At 59.1% G+C, this 18,910-nt stretch carries 20 protein-coding genes; 8 read left to right on the forward strand and 12 right to left on the reverse strand.

All coding sequences use genetic code 11. The features are described from left to right. Nucleotides 1–8 precede the first annotated feature (8 nt). The gene (locus tag QSJ80_RS14005) at nucleotides 9–935 is read right to left on the reverse strand and encodes a bile acid:sodium symporter family protein (protein ID WP_285765093.1); all 927 of its coding nucleotides are present in this window, start codon (nucleotides 933–935) and stop codon (nucleotides 9–11) included. Between the two features lies 1 nt (nucleotide 936). Then, nucleotides 937–2,280, reverse strand: a complete 1,344-nt coding sequence (locus QSJ80_RS14010) for a flavin-containing monooxygenase (RefSeq protein WP_285765094.1) — start codon at nucleotides 2,278–2,280, stop codon at nucleotides 937–939. Between the two features lie 164 nt (nucleotides 2,281–2,444). On the opposite strand from QSJ80_RS14010, the gene QSJ80_RS14015 reads away from it, so the two are divergent. Together QSJ80_RS14015 and QSJ80_RS14020 are read left to right on the forward strand one after the other, a co-directional pair. Continuing rightward, a complete protein-coding gene (locus tag QSJ80_RS14015; protein ID WP_285765095.1) occupies nucleotides 2,445–3,446 on the forward strand; it encodes an AraC family transcriptional regulator in 1,002 nt (333 codons plus the stop codon). 140 nt (nucleotides 3,447–3,586) lie between these two features. Further along, nucleotides 3,587–4,141, forward strand: coding sequence for a lipid-binding SYLF domain-containing protein (locus QSJ80_RS14020; protein ID WP_285765096.1), 555 nt, complete (start codon nucleotides 3,587–3,589; stop codon nucleotides 4,139–4,141). 65 nt (nucleotides 4,142–4,206) lie between these two features. Here the strand turns inward: QSJ80_RS14020 and QSJ80_RS14025 are convergent, their stop codons facing one another. Then, nucleotides 4,207–4,527, reverse strand: coding sequence for a helix-turn-helix domain-containing protein (locus QSJ80_RS14025; RefSeq protein WP_285765097.1), 321 nt, complete (start codon nucleotides 4,525–4,527; stop codon nucleotides 4,207–4,209). A 361-nt stretch (nucleotides 4,528–4,888) separates the two neighbouring features. On the opposite strand from QSJ80_RS14025, the gene QSJ80_RS14030 reads away from it, so the two are divergent. The 4 genes from QSJ80_RS14030 to QSJ80_RS14045 all read left to right on the forward strand — a co-directional run bounded on the left by QSJ80_RS14030 (nucleotide 4,889) and on the right by QSJ80_RS14045 (nucleotide 9,873). Then, complete coding sequence (locus QSJ80_RS14030) at nucleotides 4,889–6,025, forward strand: M14 family metallopeptidase (protein WP_285765098.1); 1,137 nt, start codon at nucleotides 4,889–4,891, stop codon at nucleotides 6,023–6,025. Nucleotides 6,026–6,135: 110 nt separating this feature from the next. Then, nucleotides 6,136–7,788: a M28 family metallopeptidase gene (locus QSJ80_RS14035; RefSeq protein WP_285765099.1), complete on the forward strand. Its 1,653-nt coding sequence runs from the start codon at nucleotides 6,136–6,138 to the stop codon at nucleotides 7,786–7,788. 302 nt (nucleotides 7,789–8,090) lie between these two features. After that, the gene (locus tag QSJ80_RS14040; protein WP_285765100.1) at nucleotides 8,091–9,185 is read left to right on the forward strand and encodes a sigma-70 family RNA polymerase sigma factor; all 1,095 of its coding nucleotides are present in this window, start codon (nucleotides 8,091–8,093) and stop codon (nucleotides 9,183–9,185) included. Nucleotides 9,186–9,315: 130 nt separating this feature from the next. Beyond that, nucleotides 9,316–9,873 carry an acyloxyacyl hydrolase gene (locus QSJ80_RS14045; RefSeq protein WP_285765101.1) on the forward strand — a complete coding sequence of 186 codons (558 nt, stop codon included), beginning with the start codon at nucleotides 9,316–9,318 and terminating at the stop codon, nucleotides 9,871–9,873. An 87-nt stretch (nucleotides 9,874–9,960) separates the two neighbouring features. On the opposite strand, the gene QSJ80_RS14050 is transcribed toward QSJ80_RS14045, so the two are convergent. The 8 genes from QSJ80_RS14050 to QSJ80_RS14085 all read right to left on the reverse strand — a co-directional run bounded on the left by QSJ80_RS14050 (nucleotide 9,961) and on the right by QSJ80_RS14085 (nucleotide 15,834). Beyond that, nucleotides 9,961–11,250: an amidohydrolase family protein gene (locus tag QSJ80_RS14050; RefSeq protein ID WP_285765102.1), complete on the reverse strand. Its 1,290-nt coding sequence runs from the start codon at nucleotides 11,248–11,250 to the stop codon at nucleotides 9,961–9,963. Further along, nucleotides 11,247–12,644 (reverse strand): amidohydrolase, encoded by a 1,398-nt coding sequence (locus QSJ80_RS14055; RefSeq protein ID WP_285765103.1) that lies wholly within the window; start codon nucleotides 12,642–12,644, stop codon nucleotides 11,247–11,249. Before QSJ80_RS14055 ends, QSJ80_RS14050 begins: the two co-directional genes overlap by 4 nt. A gap of 164 nt (nucleotides 12,645–12,808) precedes the next feature. Beyond that, complete coding sequence (locus tag QSJ80_RS14060; protein ID WP_285765104.1) at nucleotides 12,809–13,102, reverse strand: hypothetical protein; 294 nt, start codon at nucleotides 13,100–13,102, stop codon at nucleotides 12,809–12,811. A gap of 75 nt (nucleotides 13,103–13,177) precedes the next feature. Beyond that, nucleotides 13,178–13,591 carry a DUF2721 domain-containing protein gene (locus tag QSJ80_RS14065; RefSeq protein ID WP_285765105.1) on the reverse strand — a complete coding sequence of 138 codons (414 nt, stop codon included), beginning with the start codon at nucleotides 13,589–13,591 and terminating at the stop codon, nucleotides 13,178–13,180. 125 nt (nucleotides 13,592–13,716) lie between these two features. Beyond that, nucleotides 13,717–14,058, reverse strand: coding sequence for a hypothetical protein (locus QSJ80_RS14070; RefSeq protein WP_285765106.1), 342 nt, complete (start codon nucleotides 14,056–14,058; stop codon nucleotides 13,717–13,719). Nucleotides 14,059–14,065: 7 nt separating this feature from the next. Further along, a complete protein-coding gene (locus QSJ80_RS14075; RefSeq protein WP_285765107.1) occupies nucleotides 14,066–14,620 on the reverse strand; it encodes a sigma-70 family RNA polymerase sigma factor in 555 nt (184 codons plus the stop codon). A 10-nt stretch (nucleotides 14,621–14,630) separates the two neighbouring features. Next, nucleotides 14,631–15,572 carry a DUF6249 domain-containing protein gene (locus tag QSJ80_RS14080; protein ID WP_285765108.1) on the reverse strand — a complete coding sequence of 314 codons (942 nt, stop codon included), beginning with the start codon at nucleotides 15,570–15,572 and terminating at the stop codon, nucleotides 14,631–14,633. A 64-nt stretch (nucleotides 15,573–15,636) separates the two neighbouring features. Beyond that, nucleotides 15,637–15,834, reverse strand: a complete 198-nt coding sequence (locus QSJ80_RS14085) for a hypothetical protein (RefSeq protein ID WP_285765109.1) — start codon at nucleotides 15,832–15,834, stop codon at nucleotides 15,637–15,639. A 142-nt stretch (nucleotides 15,835–15,976) separates the two neighbouring features. Between QSJ80_RS14085 and QSJ80_RS14090 the strand changes: the two genes are divergently transcribed. Both QSJ80_RS14090 and QSJ80_RS14095 read left to right on the forward strand, forming a co-directional pair. Continuing rightward, nucleotides 15,977–16,615: a LysE family translocator gene (locus QSJ80_RS14090; protein WP_285765110.1), complete on the forward strand. Its 639-nt coding sequence runs from the start codon at nucleotides 15,977–15,979 to the stop codon at nucleotides 16,613–16,615. Nucleotides 16,616–16,923: 308 nt separating this feature from the next. Then, nucleotides 16,924–17,244: a YebG family protein gene (locus QSJ80_RS14095; protein ID WP_285765111.1), complete on the forward strand. Its 321-nt coding sequence runs from the start codon at nucleotides 16,924–16,926 to the stop codon at nucleotides 17,242–17,244. Nucleotides 17,245–17,327: 83 nt separating this feature from the next. Here QSJ80_RS14095 and QSJ80_RS14100 read toward each other — a convergent pair whose 3' ends face one another. Next, nucleotides 17,328–18,893, reverse strand: coding sequence for a SulP family inorganic anion transporter (locus QSJ80_RS14100; RefSeq protein WP_285765112.1), 1,566 nt, complete (start codon nucleotides 18,891–18,893; stop codon nucleotides 17,328–17,330). Nucleotides 18,894–18,910: the final 17 nt, after the last annotated feature.

The following is an 18,910-nucleotide window of genomic DNA, read 5'->3' on the forward strand; positions in this document are numbered from 1 at the left end:
CTCTATTTTTATTGTGCCGATTCGAATGCCGCGGCTTTCACGCGCTCTTCGCGGCGAACCTGCCTGCTCCAGATCCAGGCAAGGCTGAGCCCGCCGATCAGGTGCCATACCCCCCAGAAGCCGCAGATCAACAACATCGACCCCGCATCCGGGTAAAAGGTAAACAGGATAGCCAGCGCGAGTCCCGAGTTCTGGATACCCACTTCCATGGTCACCGCACGGCGGTCACCGCGGGACAGGCCCATGGCGCGGCTGCTCAGGTCACCGATGCTGAACGCCAGCGCATTGTGGGCAATCACCAGGAACACCACGCTGCCGATAACCGTCATTGCCAGCTGCCAGTGCTTGGCGAACGCCGCAACCACGAAGCACAGGAACACCACCAGCGACGCCGCGCGGAATACCGGCTCGATGCGCTGCGCCAGATCCGGCAGGCGATGGCCAATCAACATTCCGGCCATCATTGGAATTGCCAGCACCCCCACCACGAACATCACCATATTGACCGCGGGCAGGTCGATGCTGGTCAACAGCTCAGCGGTGTAGGGATTCAGGGAACCGTAGAAAGCAAAGTTCAGCGGCGTAAACACGATTGCCGCCAGGCTGGAAACTGCCGTCATGCTGACCGAGGTCGCCACATTGGCACGCCCCAGCCAGCACATGACATTGGAAAAGGTGCCCCCCGGACAGGAAGCAACCAGGATCATGCCGAGGGCCATGCCCGCCTCTACCTCAAACATCCAGGTGAGCAGGCAGGTCAGCGCGGGCAGCAGGAGGAATTGCGCCACCAGGCCGGTAACCGGGGCCACCGGGCGACGCAAAACTGCCTTGAAGTCTTCCAACTTCAACCCGAGCGATACCCCGAACATCATCGTGGCCAACAGTGCATTCAGCACCATGATGGCCTCCGGCGACATCTGGAATTGTGCGGCCATGTTATGCCGGCTCCGCTACCGGTACCTGCATCTGCACGGTAACGTTTAACGGCAACTCCTCGCGGAAATCCTTCTTCAACGCGGCAATCTGTTTGTAGACTTCTTTCATGTAGCTGTCCTTGTGCACGTAGTACGCCATACGCTCCAGCTCCAGGTACTGCATACCACCGTCCACACGGATCTCGGCGCGCTGGCGCTTAACCTCGCGGAGCTTTTCAGCAGACTTCGCACCCGCATGCTTTTGCTTGATGAACAGGGCAACCATTTCTGCCTGGTCGTAGCGACCCTGCCAGCCGAGGCCGGTAGCCTCCACCATACCCATCACGAACAGGTTGTCGTATTGCGGGTGGAACACGTTCAGGTGCAAACGCGGCGCCATACCCGGCCAGTTCAGGTGCTCGCGGTCGATGAACGGGTAGTGCAATTTATAACCGGTTGCCGCCAGGATCATATCGTATTCGGCGCTGGCGCCATCCTTGAAGGTCACCTTTTTGCCTTCAACTGCGCTGATGTCCTTGCGCGGCGTGATATCACCGTGGCCCAGGTGATGCAGGATCAGGGAGTTCACCACCGGGTGGGATTCAAACATCTTGTAGTCCGGCTTTGGCAACCCGTACTGCTCAGCGGTGCCCACCATAAACTTCATCACCGCCTGGCTGATAAAGCGCGGCAGTTTCAGTTTCTTGCCGGTGGCATCCGCCGGCTTACCGCCGATGAACTTGGGTACGAAGTAATAGCCACGACGCAGACTCATATCGACAGACTTGGCACGGTGTACAGCATCGACGGCGATGTCAGCACCACTGTTGCCACAGCCGATGATCAGCACGCGCTTGCCATCGAACGTAGCCGGATCGCGGTAGTCACAGGCGTGGATCATCTCGCCTTCGAATTCACCTGGCAGCTCAACCTTGTTGGGATGATGCAGGGTACCGTTTGCGATCAGTACGCCGGAGAAAATACGGGTTTGCTCTTCCCCATTGCAGCGGGTGGTTACTTCCCACTCGTCGCCCTTTGGCTCGCAGCGCAGTACTTCGGTCTTGAATTCGTACAGGTCGTAAAGACCGAATTCCCTGGCGTAGGCGCGGAAATAATCGCGAATCTCGCGGTGGTTCGGATAGGTCGCGACGGAGTCCGCCATCGGGAACTCGTCGTATTCGGTCATCTTTTTGGATGAAATCAGGTGGGCGCTTTCGTACATGGTGCTGGTCGGGCTGTCGATATCCCACAGGCCACCAACATTGTCGTGGATCTCGAGCCCGACAACCGGAATACCGTATCGATGCAAATTCCTGACAGTCGCCAGGCCCATCGGGCCCGCACCAATCACAGCATATGGCTTCATAGCTAACTCCAGCTCAATCCGGCCCGTTCGGTGGCCTTCTCGTTATTGTTCGCGCAATTAAAATGAACCGGTCCACCGGTCCATGCAGAACCGCAATATAACGTGACAAGGCACCCGGCCATTGTCATAATCGGGCCCGTTTTGGTCATTTTGGGACATCTGTTTTGATCGAACCCACGCAGGGATCCGTCACAGTCAGCTATACCCGTGCCCTCATAGGCGCGCTGGAGCGCCTTGGAATAAACCCGCCGGAAGTGGCCCACTCACTGCTGCACGAAGTGGAATCCGACCAAAGGGTGCCTCTGGTTCAGCAGGAGGATGTATGGCTAGCACTGTCCCAGTCAGAGCCAGACCCGCTCCTTGGACTGCGTATCGGCAGCGCCATAGAGACCGCACAGCTGGGCCTGGTGGGCTACCTGCTGATGACCCAGAAAACCCTCGGTGAAGCACTGCAGCAATTGCAGACCTATCACCCGCTGGTAGGCGAAGGCGGCGACTTCGAGATCCACCGCGGCGCCGGCTATCTGGACCTGCGCTACATCCCCAACTACCTGGTATGCGAGCGACTGCGCGTCGAAACCGTGCTCTCCACCAGCCTCACTCAGGCCCGCAGCATGACCGGCGGCAGGTTCCGACCGCGCCAGGTGCGCTTTGCCTACCCCGCGCCCTCACTCGCCATCCAGCAACAGTACCAGTCACTGCTGGATGCGCCGGTCCAGTTCGGCTGTGATTATTCCGGTATTCGCCTGGACGAGGAAGCATTGCAGATTCCGTGTGTTGCGGCGGACAGGATGGTGCTCGAGCGGCTGCGGCCAGAAGCCGATGCGTTACTGCAACGCCTCAAGGACAAGAGCCTGCAGCTGAGGGTTAGCCACCTACTGCAGCAGAACCCGGAGCTGGGGCGCGAACAGATTGCCGAAAGATTACATATGAGCCCCCGCCACCTGGCCCGCAAGCTGACAGAGGAAAAGGTGAATTTCCGCGAGATCCAGGACGAGGTGCGCAGTTACTATGCGAAACTCTGGTTGGCGCAAAACGAGAAATCGCTTGCGGAAATCGCTGCCATGCTCGGGTACTGTGACGAAAGCGCTTTTGGCAAGGCATTCAGGCGCTGGACCGGCCAAACGCCGCGTAGCTATCGCTTGCAACACCGCGAACAGGGGTAGATGCGCCTTCAGTCAGGGCAAATATTAAACAACAACACGCCACGGTTCCGTTTTGGCGCCATTGCGGTGACAATTGGCGTCACAAGTAAAGCGTGCCATCAATCCGATACGCAAAAAACATAACGATGACAGGAATATCCATGCGCAGTTTATTCACCTTACTCTTCACCGCTCTCGTACTGGCCGGCTGCGCCGCCCCGGGCCAGACATCCCAGGACAAGCGTGCGCACATCCAGACCACCGAGCGCCAGGTCCTGAATGAACTCTACGGGTTGAAGCCGGCACTGCGTGCACAGCTGCAGGCTGCTCCGGGATATGCCGTATTTAGCAACGTCAACGTCAAGCTGTTTCTCGCCAGTGGTGGCACAGGTTACGGTTCCGTCGTAGACAATCGCACTGGACGTCGCACTTACATGAAAATGGCAGAGGTGGGCGTCGGGCTCGGTCTTGGCATCAAGGACTTCCGTGCAGTGTTCGTATTCGATGACGCCAAGGTAATGGAACGCTTTGTCAAATACGGTTGGACTTTCGGTGGTCACGTGGATGCGGCCGCGAAGGCCCAGGACAAGGGCGCTGCATTCGGCGAGGAAGTGGTAATAGACGGAATGCGTGTATTCCAGCTGACCGAGAGTGGCCTGGCTCTGCAGGCATCCCTGAAAGGCACCAAGTACTGGCAGGACTATGAGCTGAACTGAGTTCAGCTGTCTGCCATCAGACTCTCAGCGCCGCTCATTCAGGAGCGGCTGCCTGTAGCAGGCGCTCAGCCCCGTCTGGCGGGCGCCTCTCCTTCCGCAGGCGCGCCTTCCGTGCGCTGCTCGTCCTGCATCCAGCGCTCGAGCTTCCGGTACAATGTGGACGGGCTGACACACAGGAGTTTCGCCGCACGGCACACGTTGCCATCACACAGCGCGATGGCATGTTCAACAGTCTGCCGCTCAACCAGAGCCCAGCTCATGATCTGGCGGTCATCCCGGCGCCGACCGTTGATGCGATAAGATTTACTGGCTTTCGCCTCTTGCTCCACACTGTCACCGCTAGCGGCTAGCGCTGACGCCTCACCCTGTATTTGCCTGCCTTCCATAACATCCAACCAACCGCCCGGGGCGATTTGCAAATCCGTATAACTGCTATAACCCGCTCGCCAAAATCCGGTGCAAAAGCCAAGCCAAGAATTTTTCCGTGGGGATTCAGCAAAATATCAAGCAGTTAGCAGCCAAACCTCAGGACTGGTCTGTGCTCAGCAAGAGAATTCCCCAATTCGAATCCCCAACTGCATTGCATAACGCAAAAAGCGGCTCCCCAGCACCTATCACCCATCACCCAGCACCCATCACGAAAGCGAAAAAACCATTGCGCTTGTTTCGCACAAATGAGTTCTGCAAAGCCCTACTCGCGCCGTACTGTTTTTTGTAAACTTCGGCGATATCTTCAAGGAGCCCAACATGTATATTTCCAGTGCTTTTGACAGCGGAAACATCGAAGTCGTTAACGCGGATGCCAACCCGATCGAACTGGCCATCCGCAAGGACAACAACTCCGACTTTTACCAGTGGTTCCACTTCCGCCTGGAAGGAGAAACCGGCCAGACTTACGCCCTGCGCATTGTGAATGCTGCCAAGGCCGCTTTTCCCGAAGGCTGGGACAATTACAGCGTTTGCGCATCCTACGACCGCAACCACTGGTTCCGCATTCCCGCCAGTTATGACAATGCGCATTTGGACTTCGAAGTAGAGCTGGACCAGCCAAGTATCTACCTCGCTTATTTCGTACCCTACTCCTGGGAGCGCCACCTCGACCTGCTCGCCTGGACGCAACAGCACGAGCAGGTGAACAGCGAAACTCTTGGTCTGACCCTCGACGGCCGCGAAATGACACTCCTCACCATTGGCGACCCAGAGACCGCAAAGCACCGCATCTGGATCACAGCGCGCCAGCACCCGGGTGAATCCATGGCGGAATGGTTTATCGAGGGCATGCTGGAAGTACTGCTGGACGAAGCAAACCCCACAGCCACCCGGCTGCTTCGGGATTGTGTTTTCTACGTGGTGCCCAATATGAACCCGGACGGCTCTGTACGCGGGCACCTGCGCACCAATGCCTGTGGCGCCAACCTCAACCGGGAGTGGGAATCGCCCAGCATGGAGCGCAGCCCCGAGGTTTACCTGGTGCGCGAGCGTATGCTTGAAGCGGGTGGCGACTTGTTCCTCGATATTCATGGCGACGAGGCCCTGCCCTACAACTTTGTCGCAGGTTGTGAGGGTATCCCGGGCTTTGACCAGCGCCACCAGCAACTGCAGGACACCTTCAAGGCGGCATTTGTGGCGGCCAGCCCGGACTTCCAGACCGAATATGGCTACCCGCTCGACCAGCCCGGCGAGGCCAACCTCACCATCGCCGCCAACTGGCTCGGGCAGCAGTTCCGCACCCTGTCCTTTACCATCGAAATGCCGTTCAAGGACAACGCCGACCTGCCAGACCCGGTGGAGGGCTGGTCGCCCGCCCGCAGCCGCCAGCTCGGCATGGATGTGCTCAATCCGATCCGCGCAACCCTGCCGCTGCTGGGACAGGGAGCCAAATAAGCGGAAATTTGTTAACTTAGGCGTCAGCCGGAGCTGGCGCCTATCCCCACCCGCGCCCTTGAGTGCGCAGCGCACAGCTCCAGAACACTACAAAAACAACGGAGCAGCATATGTTCAGATCCCTGCCATGGCTGGCCGCGGCAGTTATTGCCGGTGGCGCATTGTCCGGATGCGGCGAGCCCCAGTCCGCACAAGACCCGATCACCCAGATCAGTGCCGACCTGCACACCCACATCGCAAAACTCGCCTCTGACGACTTCGAGGGCCGCGCACCGGCGACCCGTGGCGAAGAGCTGACCATTGGCTACCTTGCCGAGCAGTTCAGCAAGCTCGGCCTGAAGCCGGGTAACGGCACCAGCTGGTTCCAGAAGGTACCGGTTGTTGAAATGGTGCACGAACCCACGCCGATGCAGATCAGCGGTGAGGGTTTCAGCCAGACGCTCCAGTACGGCGAAGACATGATGACCTTCACCCAGCGCCAGAGCGACACGGCTGCGCTGGAAGAAAGCGAACTGGTATTTGTCGGTTACGGTGTGGTAGCGCCGGAATATGACTGGAACGATTACGCTGGTATCGATATGGCCGGCAAGACCGCAGTGATCCTGGTCAACGACCCGGGCTACGCCACCCAGGACGCGGAGCTGTTCAACGGTAACGCCATGACCTACTACGGTCGCTGGACCTACAAGTTCGAAGAGGCCGCCCGTCAGGGCGCAGCCGGCGCCATCCTGATTCATGAAGACGCGGCAGCCGGTTACCCCTGGGCCGTGGTCAGCGGATCCTGGTCGGGCGCCCAGATCAGCCTCAAGTCCGAGGACGGCAACCCGGACCGCGCCGCAGTCGAATCCTGGATTACCCAGGACGCGGCAAAAGCCCTGTTTGCCGGCGCAGGCCTCGACTACGCCGCGCTGCTGGAATCCGCCAAGAGCAACAGCTTTGAGCCCCAGCCGATGGGCCTCAAGGCATCCGTCAGCCTGAAGAACACCCTCCGCACGTCCGAGTCCAATAATGTCATCGCCAAAATCGAAGGCAGCGAGCGGCCGGAAGAAGCCGTGATCTTCACCGCGCACTGGGACCACATCGGTATCAAGCCCGGCGCCGAGGGTGAAGACCATATCTTCAACGGTGCCGTCGACAACGCCACCGGCACTGCAGGCCTGCTGGCAATCGCACGCCAACTGAAAGAAGCCGAGCCCGCACGCAGCATCCTGTTTGTAGCGGTAACTGCGGAAGAGTCCGGCCTGCTGGGCTCCAAGTACTACGCGGAGAACCCGGTTATTCCGCTGGAAACCACCGTCGGCGGGGTAAACTTCGATGCCATGAGTACCTACGGCAAGACCCGTGACATCATGGTTGTGGGGCACGGCAACAGCGAGCTGGAAAAGCTGCTGGACGCACAGGCACAGAAGTACAACCGCTATACCAAACCGGCAGCCGGTGCGGAGAAAGGTTACTTCTACCGCTCTGACCATTTCAGCCTGGCCAAGAAAGGCGTACCGATGCTGTACTTCAAGTCCGGTACTGAAACCACAGAGCACGACCACGAGTGGGCCGAGGCCCAGGCCGCTGACTACGGCAGCCGCCGCTATCACAAGCCCGCCGATGAATACGATCCGAACTGGGACCTGAGCGGTGCCGCCAGTGACCTGTTCATCGGTGCGCAGATAGCGCTCGAGCTGGCCAACAACGATGCCTGGCCAAACTGGTACCCGGGCAACGAGTTCCGCGCGATCCGCGACGCCAGCGAAGACGCTCGGAAATAATCCCGCACAACAAAACCCTGTCCGGATAAGGCGGCGACCGCACCCGGCCCGCCAGCCTTCCGGTTCCCTGGCAGGAGGCCCCGCCTCCTGACCAGAATGACCGCTTCAGTCAGCTAATGTCCCTTGCTGGCGCCCGACTCATCTATAGTTTCCATAGGATTTTGAAATAGACGCCACCGGCCCCCGGATATCGGTGCCGGAATATTTTCCTGTTTCAAACAATTCATACCAGACCGGAGACCAGCACGATCCCGCAACTAGCCAAAAAACCTTTCATTCCCAACAACTGAGGGAAAACAACATTGTCTGAAAATTCGCGGTATTCAGAGGATGAACAATGGCTGAAGGACAACGGCTCCCAGTTTTTTGCCAGCGACGACAACACGCCGTCGCAGAGCGAGGGCGGCAGCTCATCCATGCAGAGCTATCTGAAGGCACTCTATCGCCTCAACCTGCTCTCTCCGGAGGATGAGCATGCCACCACCAGTCTCCTGCGGGAGCTGGAAGACCGGCTCACGGAGTTCCTGCACGATCACGGCGTACCCTACGTGGCGCTGCGCAGTGAGGGTGTGGAACAGCGTGGCAGTACCGGCGCCTATGACCACGGTCTGATCCTGGCAAAAGCTGAAGAAATGCTGGCCGAAGGCAAACTCAACAAGCGTGACACCAGCAAACTGACAACCAACCTGAGGAAGTTCAGGCAGCAAAGGCGCAAGCTGGTGCAGTGTAACCTGCGCCTTGTAATCGCCATCGCCAAGCGCTTCCGCAATCCATCGGTGCCATTTATCGACCTGATCCAGGAAGGTAACGTGGGCCTGCTGAAAGCCATCGAGCGCTTCAAGCCCAAACTCGGCTACAGGTTTTCCACCTACGCCTACTGGTGGATCCAGCAGGAAATCCAGCTGGCCATCCGACGCAACGACGACCTGGTAAGGCAGCCGGCCAATGTGCAGGATGACCTGCGCAGTATCTACCGGGCAATCGGCAAGATTCGCGCCAGTGGCCAGCCGTCGTCGGATGAGAGCCTGTCGCAGGAAACGGGCCTGGACCTGGAACGAATCCAGAACCTGCTGAAACTGCCCGGCCCCACCAGTTCCCTGGATGAGCCGCTTTCAGACGAGCAGACCAGCACGCGCCTCGATTACGCGCCGGCCGATGAGGCTTACAACACGGACGAGGAAGTTTCACGGCGCGAAATCAAGGAGAAGCTGCGGGAGGCCGTGGCCAAACTGCCGGCGCGCCAGCGCACGGTACTCAACCTGCGCTACGGGCTGGAATCTGATCGGGATTGCTCTTTCCGTGTCATCGGCGAGCAACTGGGTCTCAGCCAGGAGCGCGCACGCCAGCTTCATACCGACGCACTGCGGCAACTGCGCCGACAATGGCGGCAGCCGTAACGCCGTCAAACCGTTGAAAAAGCGCCGGCGGTTTCACACCGCTGGCGCTCTGATGCTCGCCTGTTCAGACCTCCGTACCGCAATACAGCTAGAATAGTGAAACCCCAGCTTCCAACCCCGCGGAGTCACTGTGTCACGGAGCCTGCCTCTTGCGTTATTGATCATGCTCACAGCCGGTCACGCATTTGCGGACTCCGGCGGCCGCTTTGAGGTCAGCACGGCCGGATTGAAGGGGCTGGGCCAGACCGCGATCCAGTCGAAATCCATCGCGGACTCGAGCGGCTGGGGGGCCTCCCTCGCCTATCACATCAAGGACGTAAACCTGCGCAACTGCTGGTGGCAACTGTGGACCCAGGTGAGTTACAGCGAATTGCGGGGGGAACACCACGACGGGACAGAGGCGCAGGACATCGCCGAAATCAAGGCAGTGATGCGCTGGTACCCCGACAACAGCTTTAATGGCTACTTCGCAGAATTCGGCCTCGGCGGAGCCCACCTCAGCAATACCGAATACAACGGCATCCCGCTGGATACCAACCTGAATTTCGCGGTTCAGTTCTCCGGGGGCTATCGCTGGGGTAACGGCCTGATGTTTTCGCTGCGATACAGTCATTTTTCCAACGCCTTCACCAACGAGCCCAACCCGGGCCTGGATTTTGCGGGAGCAAACCTGCATTTCAGCTTTTAGGGATTTGGCGGTACCGGGCGATACCGCACAGGTTGGCATGCTCCGCCCCGCAAGTTCGGGCCGAAGCAAGCCTGGCTAAAGTCTTACTCAGAACTTGTAGCCGAACTCGTGGCCCTGCTTGGGCTTGAGGAAACGATCGCGCAGGCGCGTCGAGCGGTTCACCAGCGACTGCTGTTTGCCATCGATCAGTACGGTCTCCGCAAACACCGTCAGCTCCAGCGGGTCTCCACTCCAGATCACCAGGTCTGCAGATTTGCCCGGGGCAACGGTGCCGCCATCAATCCCGAACACATCCGCGACATTCGTCGACAGGCTGCGCAGTGCCTCTACGTGTGGGAGGCCATGTGCCACTGCGATACCGGCGGACTGGCGCGCAAGATAGGCGTTGTGGGTAGCGAGGAAACCAGGCCCCGCGATGACCACCTTCACACCGGCCTTGTGCAGCAAGGCTGCATTATCGGAGCGCGCACCCAGCTGCGAGAAGGATTCCGGGGTATTGTCTATGGCATCAATGATAACCGGCACACCAGCCGCCGCGATTTGTGGCGCGACCATCCATGCCTCGGCACCACCGGAAATCACCAGGCGCAGGTTGAGCTCCCGCGCCAGCTGCATGACGGCCAGGATATCACTCGCACGATGCACCTCTGCGATGATTGGCACTTCCCCGCGAGCAACCGGCTGCAGTGCCTCCAGGTCATTGATACTGAATGCCATATCGCGCCATTCACCACGACGGATGGCGGCGCGATTGGCAGCATACTCACGTGCCTCGCTGATCGCATCACGCACCTTGGCCAGGGTCTGCGCGCGGCTGCCACCGGCAACCGCAGAGCCGCGCTCACCGAAATAGACCAGCTGCGCGACATTGCGGCTTTCGACGCTGTCGAAGCTGCCGGTCAGGTTCACAACAAAGCTCTTGCCGGTAAAGATCTTGTCACTGCTGCCCGGCGTAACCAGTGCAGTAGTCACGCCACCGGCACGGTTGAAGGGAATCAGGGTGGATTTGGGGTTGAAGGCTGCAACCGGATCAAAGGACGGCCCTACGGTGATATCCGCCACGGCTGCGTCGTTGGTGCCGGAGGCCGCGCCGATCTCCACCAGTCCCAGCGAAGTGAGCGGCGCAATGATGCCCGGCGTGACCACCTTGCCCTTGGCTTCGATGGTCCAGTCGGCGCTCGCATTACCGAGGTCCTGCGCAACGCGCGCGATCTTGCCATCCTCGACCAGGATATCCAGGCGCTGTGCCTTGTCCTGCCCGGGTGACAGCGTGTGCACCATGGCGCCCTTGATCAGCATGGTTTCCGCATGCACCAGGGCCAGCAGAGCAATGGCACTGGCCAGCAGGATTGAAGTGATTCTGTTCAGGGTTTTCATACTCGCTCTCCCTCCGCATCCAGGATGCCCAGATCAAAGTCGCTGTGCGGCTGGCGCTTTTCATCCTTGCGGTCATACATCAGTACACCATCGATAAATACCTGCTCTGCCAGTGTGTACACACTGAACGGGCTGCCCGACCAGATCACCACATCGGCCATCTTGCCCTCTTCGATACTGCCGGTCTTGTCCTCAATACCGAGGGATTTGGCCGCGTTCAGGGTGAACCACTTGACCGCTTCCCTGGGCGGGATATCAAAGCCGGCGCGTTGCCCGGCGAGCATCGCCTTGGCCACTTCCTGGTTCAGGTGCTGGATGCCGACAGAAGAATCCGAGTGGATCAGCGCACAGGCGCCGGCCTGATCGACAATTGCGATATTCGCTTCTGTCATGTCGAACGCTTCGTGCTTGAAGCCCCACCAGTCTGCCCACATCGCGGAACAAACCTGGTTTTCTGCCAGCAGGTCCGCAACCTTGTAGGCCTCCACGGCATGGTGGAAAGTGGAAACCTTGAAATCGAATTCCTTGGCGACATCCATCATGATCGCCATTTCTTCGCCGCGATAGCAGTGGTTGTGCACCAGGATCTCACCCGCCAGCACACCCGCCAGGGTTTCCAGCTTGAGGTCACGATCCGGCTTGTCCGAAGATTCGCCCTTGTTATAAGCGTCCCACTTTTTCTTGTAGGCCTCTGCCTGGATCCACGCCTGGCGATAGCCGGCGACGTTACCCATACGGGTACCCGGCGCAGTGCCCTTGCTGCCGTAAACCCGCTTGGGGTTTTCACCACAGGCCATCTTCAGGCCGTAAGGCGCATCGGGGAATTTCATATCCTGTACGCGGCGACCCGGTACATTCTTGAGGGTGACACCGCGACCGCCAAACAGGTTGGCCGAGCCCGGCAGGATCTGCAGAGTGGTAACACCACCAGACAGGGCCAGTGCAAACTGTGGGTCCTGCGTCCACACGGAGTGCTCTGCCCACACCTGCCCGGTGTTGGGCGAAGTGATTTCATTACCGTCCTGGCTGGATTCAATGGAAGGCGCAGGGTAATTACCGAGGTGCGAGTGCACATCAATCACGCCGGGCGTGACCCACTTGCCCTGCGCATCAATCACAAGCGCTTTGTCTCCGGCCTTGAGGCCTTTACCGATTTTCGCGATCTTGCCGTCTTTCAACAGCAGGTCGGTTTCCTGCAATTGCTCACCAGTTGCCGTCAACACGGTTGCACTGCGGATCAGTACATCCTGTTCCTGTTGCAGGCTATAAGTGGATGGGAAGGCATCAAAGCGGGAAAAGTCCTGCGGCTCATTGGTGGGTTTGTCCTCACCACCACAACCGGCAAGCCCCAGCGTCAGAGCCAGCGCGCCAGCGATTCTCGAAGGGCGAAACATTCAGATCCTCCTGTATTGCCTTGCGGCAACGGCTGCAGTCAGCAACCGGATTATTTTTATACAAATGGGCGACCCTCGCCCAAATCACAGGAGAGAATGAAAGAAATAGCGATTCAATTCAATGGGAAAAGCCGGACTGACGGCTTCAGGCGCATTTCAAACGCTCAGTAGTGAACAATTTTCAGCACGCGCTCGCCGTCTGAACACTCACCGACATCCTCTGGCTCCCTCAAGAGCGATCCCTCTTCGATGGGAATTCGGTTGGGCCGTTTGATCTCGCAGGCAAAATCGAAGCTGCCGGCCCAGTTGCACTTCACCTGGCCCTCGTCATATTTGAAGTACTCGGCGCGGCAGAAATGCACATACGGACTCTGGTCATAGACATGATCGGCACTGGGCTGATCAGGCAGGAACAGCAGAAGAAAGACGAAGGACAGAGGTGCAAGCCGGTACAACATCGCGAGCCCCGATAACTACCTGTTTCACAGGACCCGAACAACAGGCCCTTGCTAAGCATAGCAGCTGCTGTCGCATCAATGATCCGATTCCTGCTCCATATCCGTAAGCTCCAGCTCAATGGCACCGGATGAAATCTGGATTTCCCACAGTGAGAGCAGCAGTGAACACACCAGCAACAGCAGGCAGGCACCGAGGAATATCGAGCCAAGCTGCTGCATGTTCAGGAACAGCGCGAAAATAGACAGGGTACAGCAAATGAAGCTGAGAACGCCGGTGGCCTGCATCGCCTTGATGAGGTGCATCCGGCGCCGCAGATTCTCAATCTGGCGCGTGACAATGGCGCGCACTTCAACGCGATTCTTGCCATGCAACTGGCGGATCAGCTGGGCCAGCACCATGAACCGATTGGTATAAGCAAGGAAAAGCAGGGAAATTGCCGGGAACAGGAGCGCCGGCGCGGTAAAGGTAATTTCCATATTAAGGGGCAAAAAAATATCAGAACAGCATACTAGGGCGCGTAGCCAAAATAAAAAAGGAGCCGATGGCTCCTTTTCACATTGATAATCCCGTGTCGTGGCACGCGGCCAGGGCCTCCCGGGGAACCGTCTCAGAATCAGCGTTTCAGCGCCACCAGCCCGGCACCGGTTGCAATGGTAGACCCCAGCAGGCCGACGGCAATCAGGGAATAAAGACTGATCGACTGGCTCATCAACTGGTCAATCATGGCCCCAAGCGGGAAGTTCCAGGCGACAATCCCGGAAGACAACAGCACCGCGCCATATTGCAGGAAGTTATAACGACGCTCGGTCACGCGACGATTGCGCGGTGCCGGTAGCGATGCCATCACCTGTTCACAGAAGCCGTCATCATCGATGTACGGCTCACTGTGCTGCAACTCCTGGCGCAACCAGGTGTCGAAATCCGGCAATGAATCTGTTTGGTCGTTTCGGTTCATCAGATGATTATCCACTAACTACCTCCTCTCGCCAAGGGTCCAGCAGGCTTTGCAGCTTGGCCCTGGCGCGGTTTACGTGGGATTTAACGGTTCCCAGCGGCATTTTCATAATGCTCGCCGCCTCTTCATGGGAGAAGCCCCGGTGCATGCACAGGTGAATGGCTTCACGCTGGTGCTCGCTTAGCTCCTGCATGGCCGCGTTCAGGTCCCGCGCCATGCTCAACTGTTGCACCTCTTCGTGGCCTTCGTCGGACTGGGCGCGATCGACGGCTTCCTGGTCCACGTCCGGCGCCTTCTTGCGCTTCTCGCTCATCACCAGGTTATACGCAATCCGGTACAGCCAGGTGCTGAACTTCGCATCGCCACGAAACGCCGGCAGGGCCTTGTAGGCTTTGATAAAAGCCTCCTGGGCCATGTCGTCCGCAAGCGCCTGATCCCCGTTACACAGCTGCCTCAGTGAGTAGCGCAACTGCGACTGGTAACGACGAACCAGCTGGCTGTATGCCCGCTGGTCCCCCTCCTGGGCGGCTCGCTGGATCAATATCTCATCAGAGAGATCCATGCTTTGCGCCTCAGCCTACCTGGCCACCGTTCTGGTTGGGTTGCTGGTCCATTTTCCAGCTGATGAAACGCGCCACACCGATAAACAGCGGGATCAGGCCGACGCTACCTAACTCCGGGCCTGCCATCCAGCTGAACCAGATGAAGATTGCCAGGCCAACCGCCATCAGGTTGAAGCCACGGTCACCGGACTTCTGCGGTGCCTCGGACTCCATTGCGTCCAGCAGTTCCGGCGGGATATCCCGGCCCTCCGCCACCATGCGATTGATATTTTCGATCACCAGCTGCTTCTTGCGATAGCTGTTGCGGGTTGCCAGCCACACAATCAATACCGGTGTGCCGAAAATCCCCAGTACCACCACCAGGCCGATCAGCAGGCCGAAAATCGCTTCTCCGCCATTATCATCGCCCCCGCGTTTTAACTCCTCGGTATCGATGCCGATGCGAACGTTGTGGGGCGCCTTGTCCATAGCACCCTCGACGACCCAGCCTTTCTTGTCCAGGACGCCTTTTTCCTCGAGGCGTTCGAAGATGCGGCTGGCGATGGTGCCGCCGAATTCCTCACCCATCTCGATAGCGACATCGGACTTCTCGCCATTCTCATCGATGGCGATAATCCGCACGTTGCCGTTTTCGCGCAGGATACGAACCTGCTTCTCAACTTCCTTACGCGCCTCTGCGTGGGCGGAATGTGCTTCAGCCTCTGCTTCCCTGGCCGCCTGCTCCGCTTCCCGCGCTATCTTCTGCGCTTCGAGGATGTGCTCGCGCAAACTTTCGGAAAACTCGACCCGGTCCACTTCCACGCTGTCGGCACCAGCCTTCTCCACTTGCTCGACGATCGGGGCCGGTGCCGGCACTTTGGGCACCTCCGGCACTTCGGGCGCCTGGGCTAGCGCAGCTCCGCCCACGCCGGTGGCCAGAGCCAGGGCAAGTAATTGTTTTGCGATGCGCATGTCGTCAATCTCCTCTTTCTATTTCTATTGACGAATAATTCGCCAAATCCCGCAGTGCGACCGCTCAGGCGATCCAGCGCGGGTGGCGTGGTGGGGCAGCAGGGCTTTGCTGGCGGTCCGGACGCTTGTGGCACCGCTTGCGCGGCAACTCTGCCTCCTCGCCATGCCTGTTGATGCGAGGCTCCTCCGGGGTTACCGGCTCGTCTGCACAGGCGATGACCGCGGCGAAACCGAACGCGGCGAGCAGTATTCGAGCAGTCATCCTTTTCATCTCCACTTCTCCATCAGTTCTCTTTGTTGTTTATGTGACGACACATGCCGCCGGTTTGGATGCACGGGATTCACTAAAGTTTCAATTTTTCCGGTAGGCTATGGCGCCAGAGACGACACCGGAAGCTGTTTACATGGATATATGGAACTGGCTGGCGCTGGCCAGCATCTGCGCGCTCGGGGCCATGTCCCCGGGTCCCAGCCTCGCCGTGATCATCAAGGCCGGCAGCCAGGGCGGTTTCCGCGCGGGGGCCGCGGCGTCCATCGCACACGGCGCCGGGGTGGCAGTATACGCCACACTGACAGCCCTGGGCCTCGCTGTCGTGCTCACCGGCACCCCCTGGCTGTTTTCCGGCCTGCAGTGGGCGGGCGCCATATTCCTGGCCTACCTGGGCTGGAAAGCCCTGACCGCAAAACCAGCGCCGGCTGAGGCTACAGAGGAAAACCCGGAACCGGCTGTCGAGATGAGCCCCCGCCGAGCCGCGGCCAACGGCTTTGCGGTCGCCTTCCTGAACCCCAAGATCGCGGTATTCTTCACCGCACTGTTCAGCCAGTTCGTCGGCCCGCACCAGGCGCTCGCCACTAAACTCGGGATGGCCGGCCTCGCCGCTGGTATCGACGCAGTCTGGTACCTGCTGGTTACCGCACTCATGACCCTGGCCAGCCGCAGCGAACGTTTCCAGCGCGCCCGCCAGCTGGCAGGCAGCCGCATAGAAAAAGCCTTCGGGTTGCTGTTGCTGGCGCTGGCCGCGCGCCTGGTGTGGAGTATCTGAGGCAAAAAAATGGCCCGCACTGCGGGCCAATACATCGGGGGGGGGTTGATGTCTTTGGACAAGTGGGAAACGGAAACACCGTCCCGCGGGTCTCATCACGCCTCCATTCTGACAGCTGTAGCAGCCCGCGTACCGGCCTCCCATCGCTCGCAGACATCATCTCATCCGGTTATGGCGCGCCATGCCCCCTGCATTCCCACACAATTGCTGCCGACCGCTTGACACTGTTTTTTTATACAGATACTGTACATTCAAACAGTTGCCAGACGGCAATTTCAGCAGACGGCAAATTTAGAAAGGAGAACCAGATGGCTGTAGTCGCTATGTGGAAATGCGATCGGGACGGTGCAATGTTTGACAACAAAAAGGATGCCGAAGAACACGACAAGATGCTGGAGCTCGCGGCCAATATTACCGCGCTGATCGAGCTGCACGTTGCGGGGGTACCGGAGGAAGCCAGCGAGGCCATTGGCATGCTGCTGGCGGAGCGCCGGGATCTGCTCGCCAAGGCGCTCAAGGGCAAGCCGGAAATCCTGCTGCAGCAGGATGAGGAATCATCTTCGGAGCCGCAGGGCAGCGCGACCACCGACGCAGAAGACAAGGTCACGCCCCTGGCCGCAGCGGGCTAGCTTCTACCCGCCACAACCCTTCAACCAGTTCAGGACCCCACCCTGTAACTTTTGGCCCGGCTCGCGCCGGGCATTTTTCGTTATCAGGCCAGCTTGTCAGTCGCGACGCGATACGTCGGGTCTTCAATAACGTTTACTTCCACAAGGTCACCGGCACGACGCAGCAACTGGCGGCACTCCGGGCTCAGGTGGCGCAGGTGCAGGGTCTTGCCCAGCGCCAGGTAGCGCTCGGCCATGGTGTCGATCGCTTCAATCGCGGAGTGGTCCGCTACGCGGGAGTCCGCAAAGTCGATGATCACATCGTCCTTGTCTGCTTTCGGGTCAAATTGCTCGAGGAAAGAGGTAATGGCGGCGAAGAACAACGGCCCCTCTACGTGATAGACCGTGCTGCCCTCTTCCGCTTCACTGCGGCGCACAACAATATGGGTCGCGTGCTTCCAGGCAAATGCCAGTGCAGACACGATCACACCGACAACAACGGCTACCGCAAGGTCGGTGGCCACGGTCACTGCGGAAACCAGCACCAGCACAAACGCATCCACTTTCGGAATCTTGCGCATGATGCGGAAGCTGGACCACTCAAAGGTACCGATGACCACGATAAACATCACGCCTATCAGCGCGGCGATCGGGATCTGCTCAATCAGGGAAGACGCGAACAGGATGAAGCACAGCAGCGCCAGCGCGGCGGTGATGCCGGACATACGGCCACGGCCGCCGGAATTCACGTTGATCATGGACTGGCCGATCATCGCACAACCGCCCATACCGCCAAAGAAGCCGGTGGCGACATTGGCCACGCCCTGGCCCACACATTCCTTGTTGCCGCGACCACGGGTCTGCGTCAGCTCATCGATCAGGCTCAGGGTCAGCAGGGACTCGATCAGGCCAATAGCTGCGAGCACCACAGCGTACGGGAAAATGATGCGCAGGGTTTCCAGCGTGAACGGCACTTCCGGAATGGCAAAAGATGGCAGGCCGCCGGCAATAGAGGCCTGGTCACCCACGACCTTGGTGTCGATGCCGAGGAAGTAGACCGCAAGGGAGACCCCCAGAATGGCGACCAGCGACGCCGGTACCGCGCGGGTCAGCTTGGGCAGGAAGTAGATAATGGCCATGGTGATGGCAACCAGGACCAGCATGGTGGTGAGTTGGTCACCACTGACCCAGGCCACGTCCACCACACTGCCTTCCAGCCAGGTACCGGTCGCCCAGCCGGTTTCACCCGGGTTACCGAACTGGCCCAGTTGCGCCAGGAAGATGACAATGGCGAGGCCGTTAACAAAGCCCAGCATTACCGGGTGTGGCACCATGCGGATGAACTTGCCGAGGCGCAAGGCACCGGCGGTAATCTGCAGGATGCCCATCAGCACCACCGTGGCAAACAGGTACTGCACACCGTGGTCCTTGACCAGCGCTACCATTACCACCGCCAGCGCACCGGTTGCGCCGGAAATCATGCCCGGGCGACCACCGATACAGGCCGTAATCAGGCCCACCATAAAGGCGGCATACAGGCCTACGAGGGGTTCGACACCGGCAACGAACGCGAAGGCCACGGCTTCCGGCACCAGTGCCAGCGCGACAGTAAGGCCCGACAGAACGTCATCCTTGAGCGAGGCAAAGCGGTTTATTTGCAGTTCAAACATCCATAGCTCCAGTACAA

The sequence above is a fragment of the Biformimicrobium ophioploci genome, assembly GCF_030270605.1.
GTDB classification, from domain to species: Bacteria; Pseudomonadota; Gammaproteobacteria; order Pseudomonadales; family Cellvibrionaceae; genus Biformimicrobium; species Biformimicrobium ophioploci.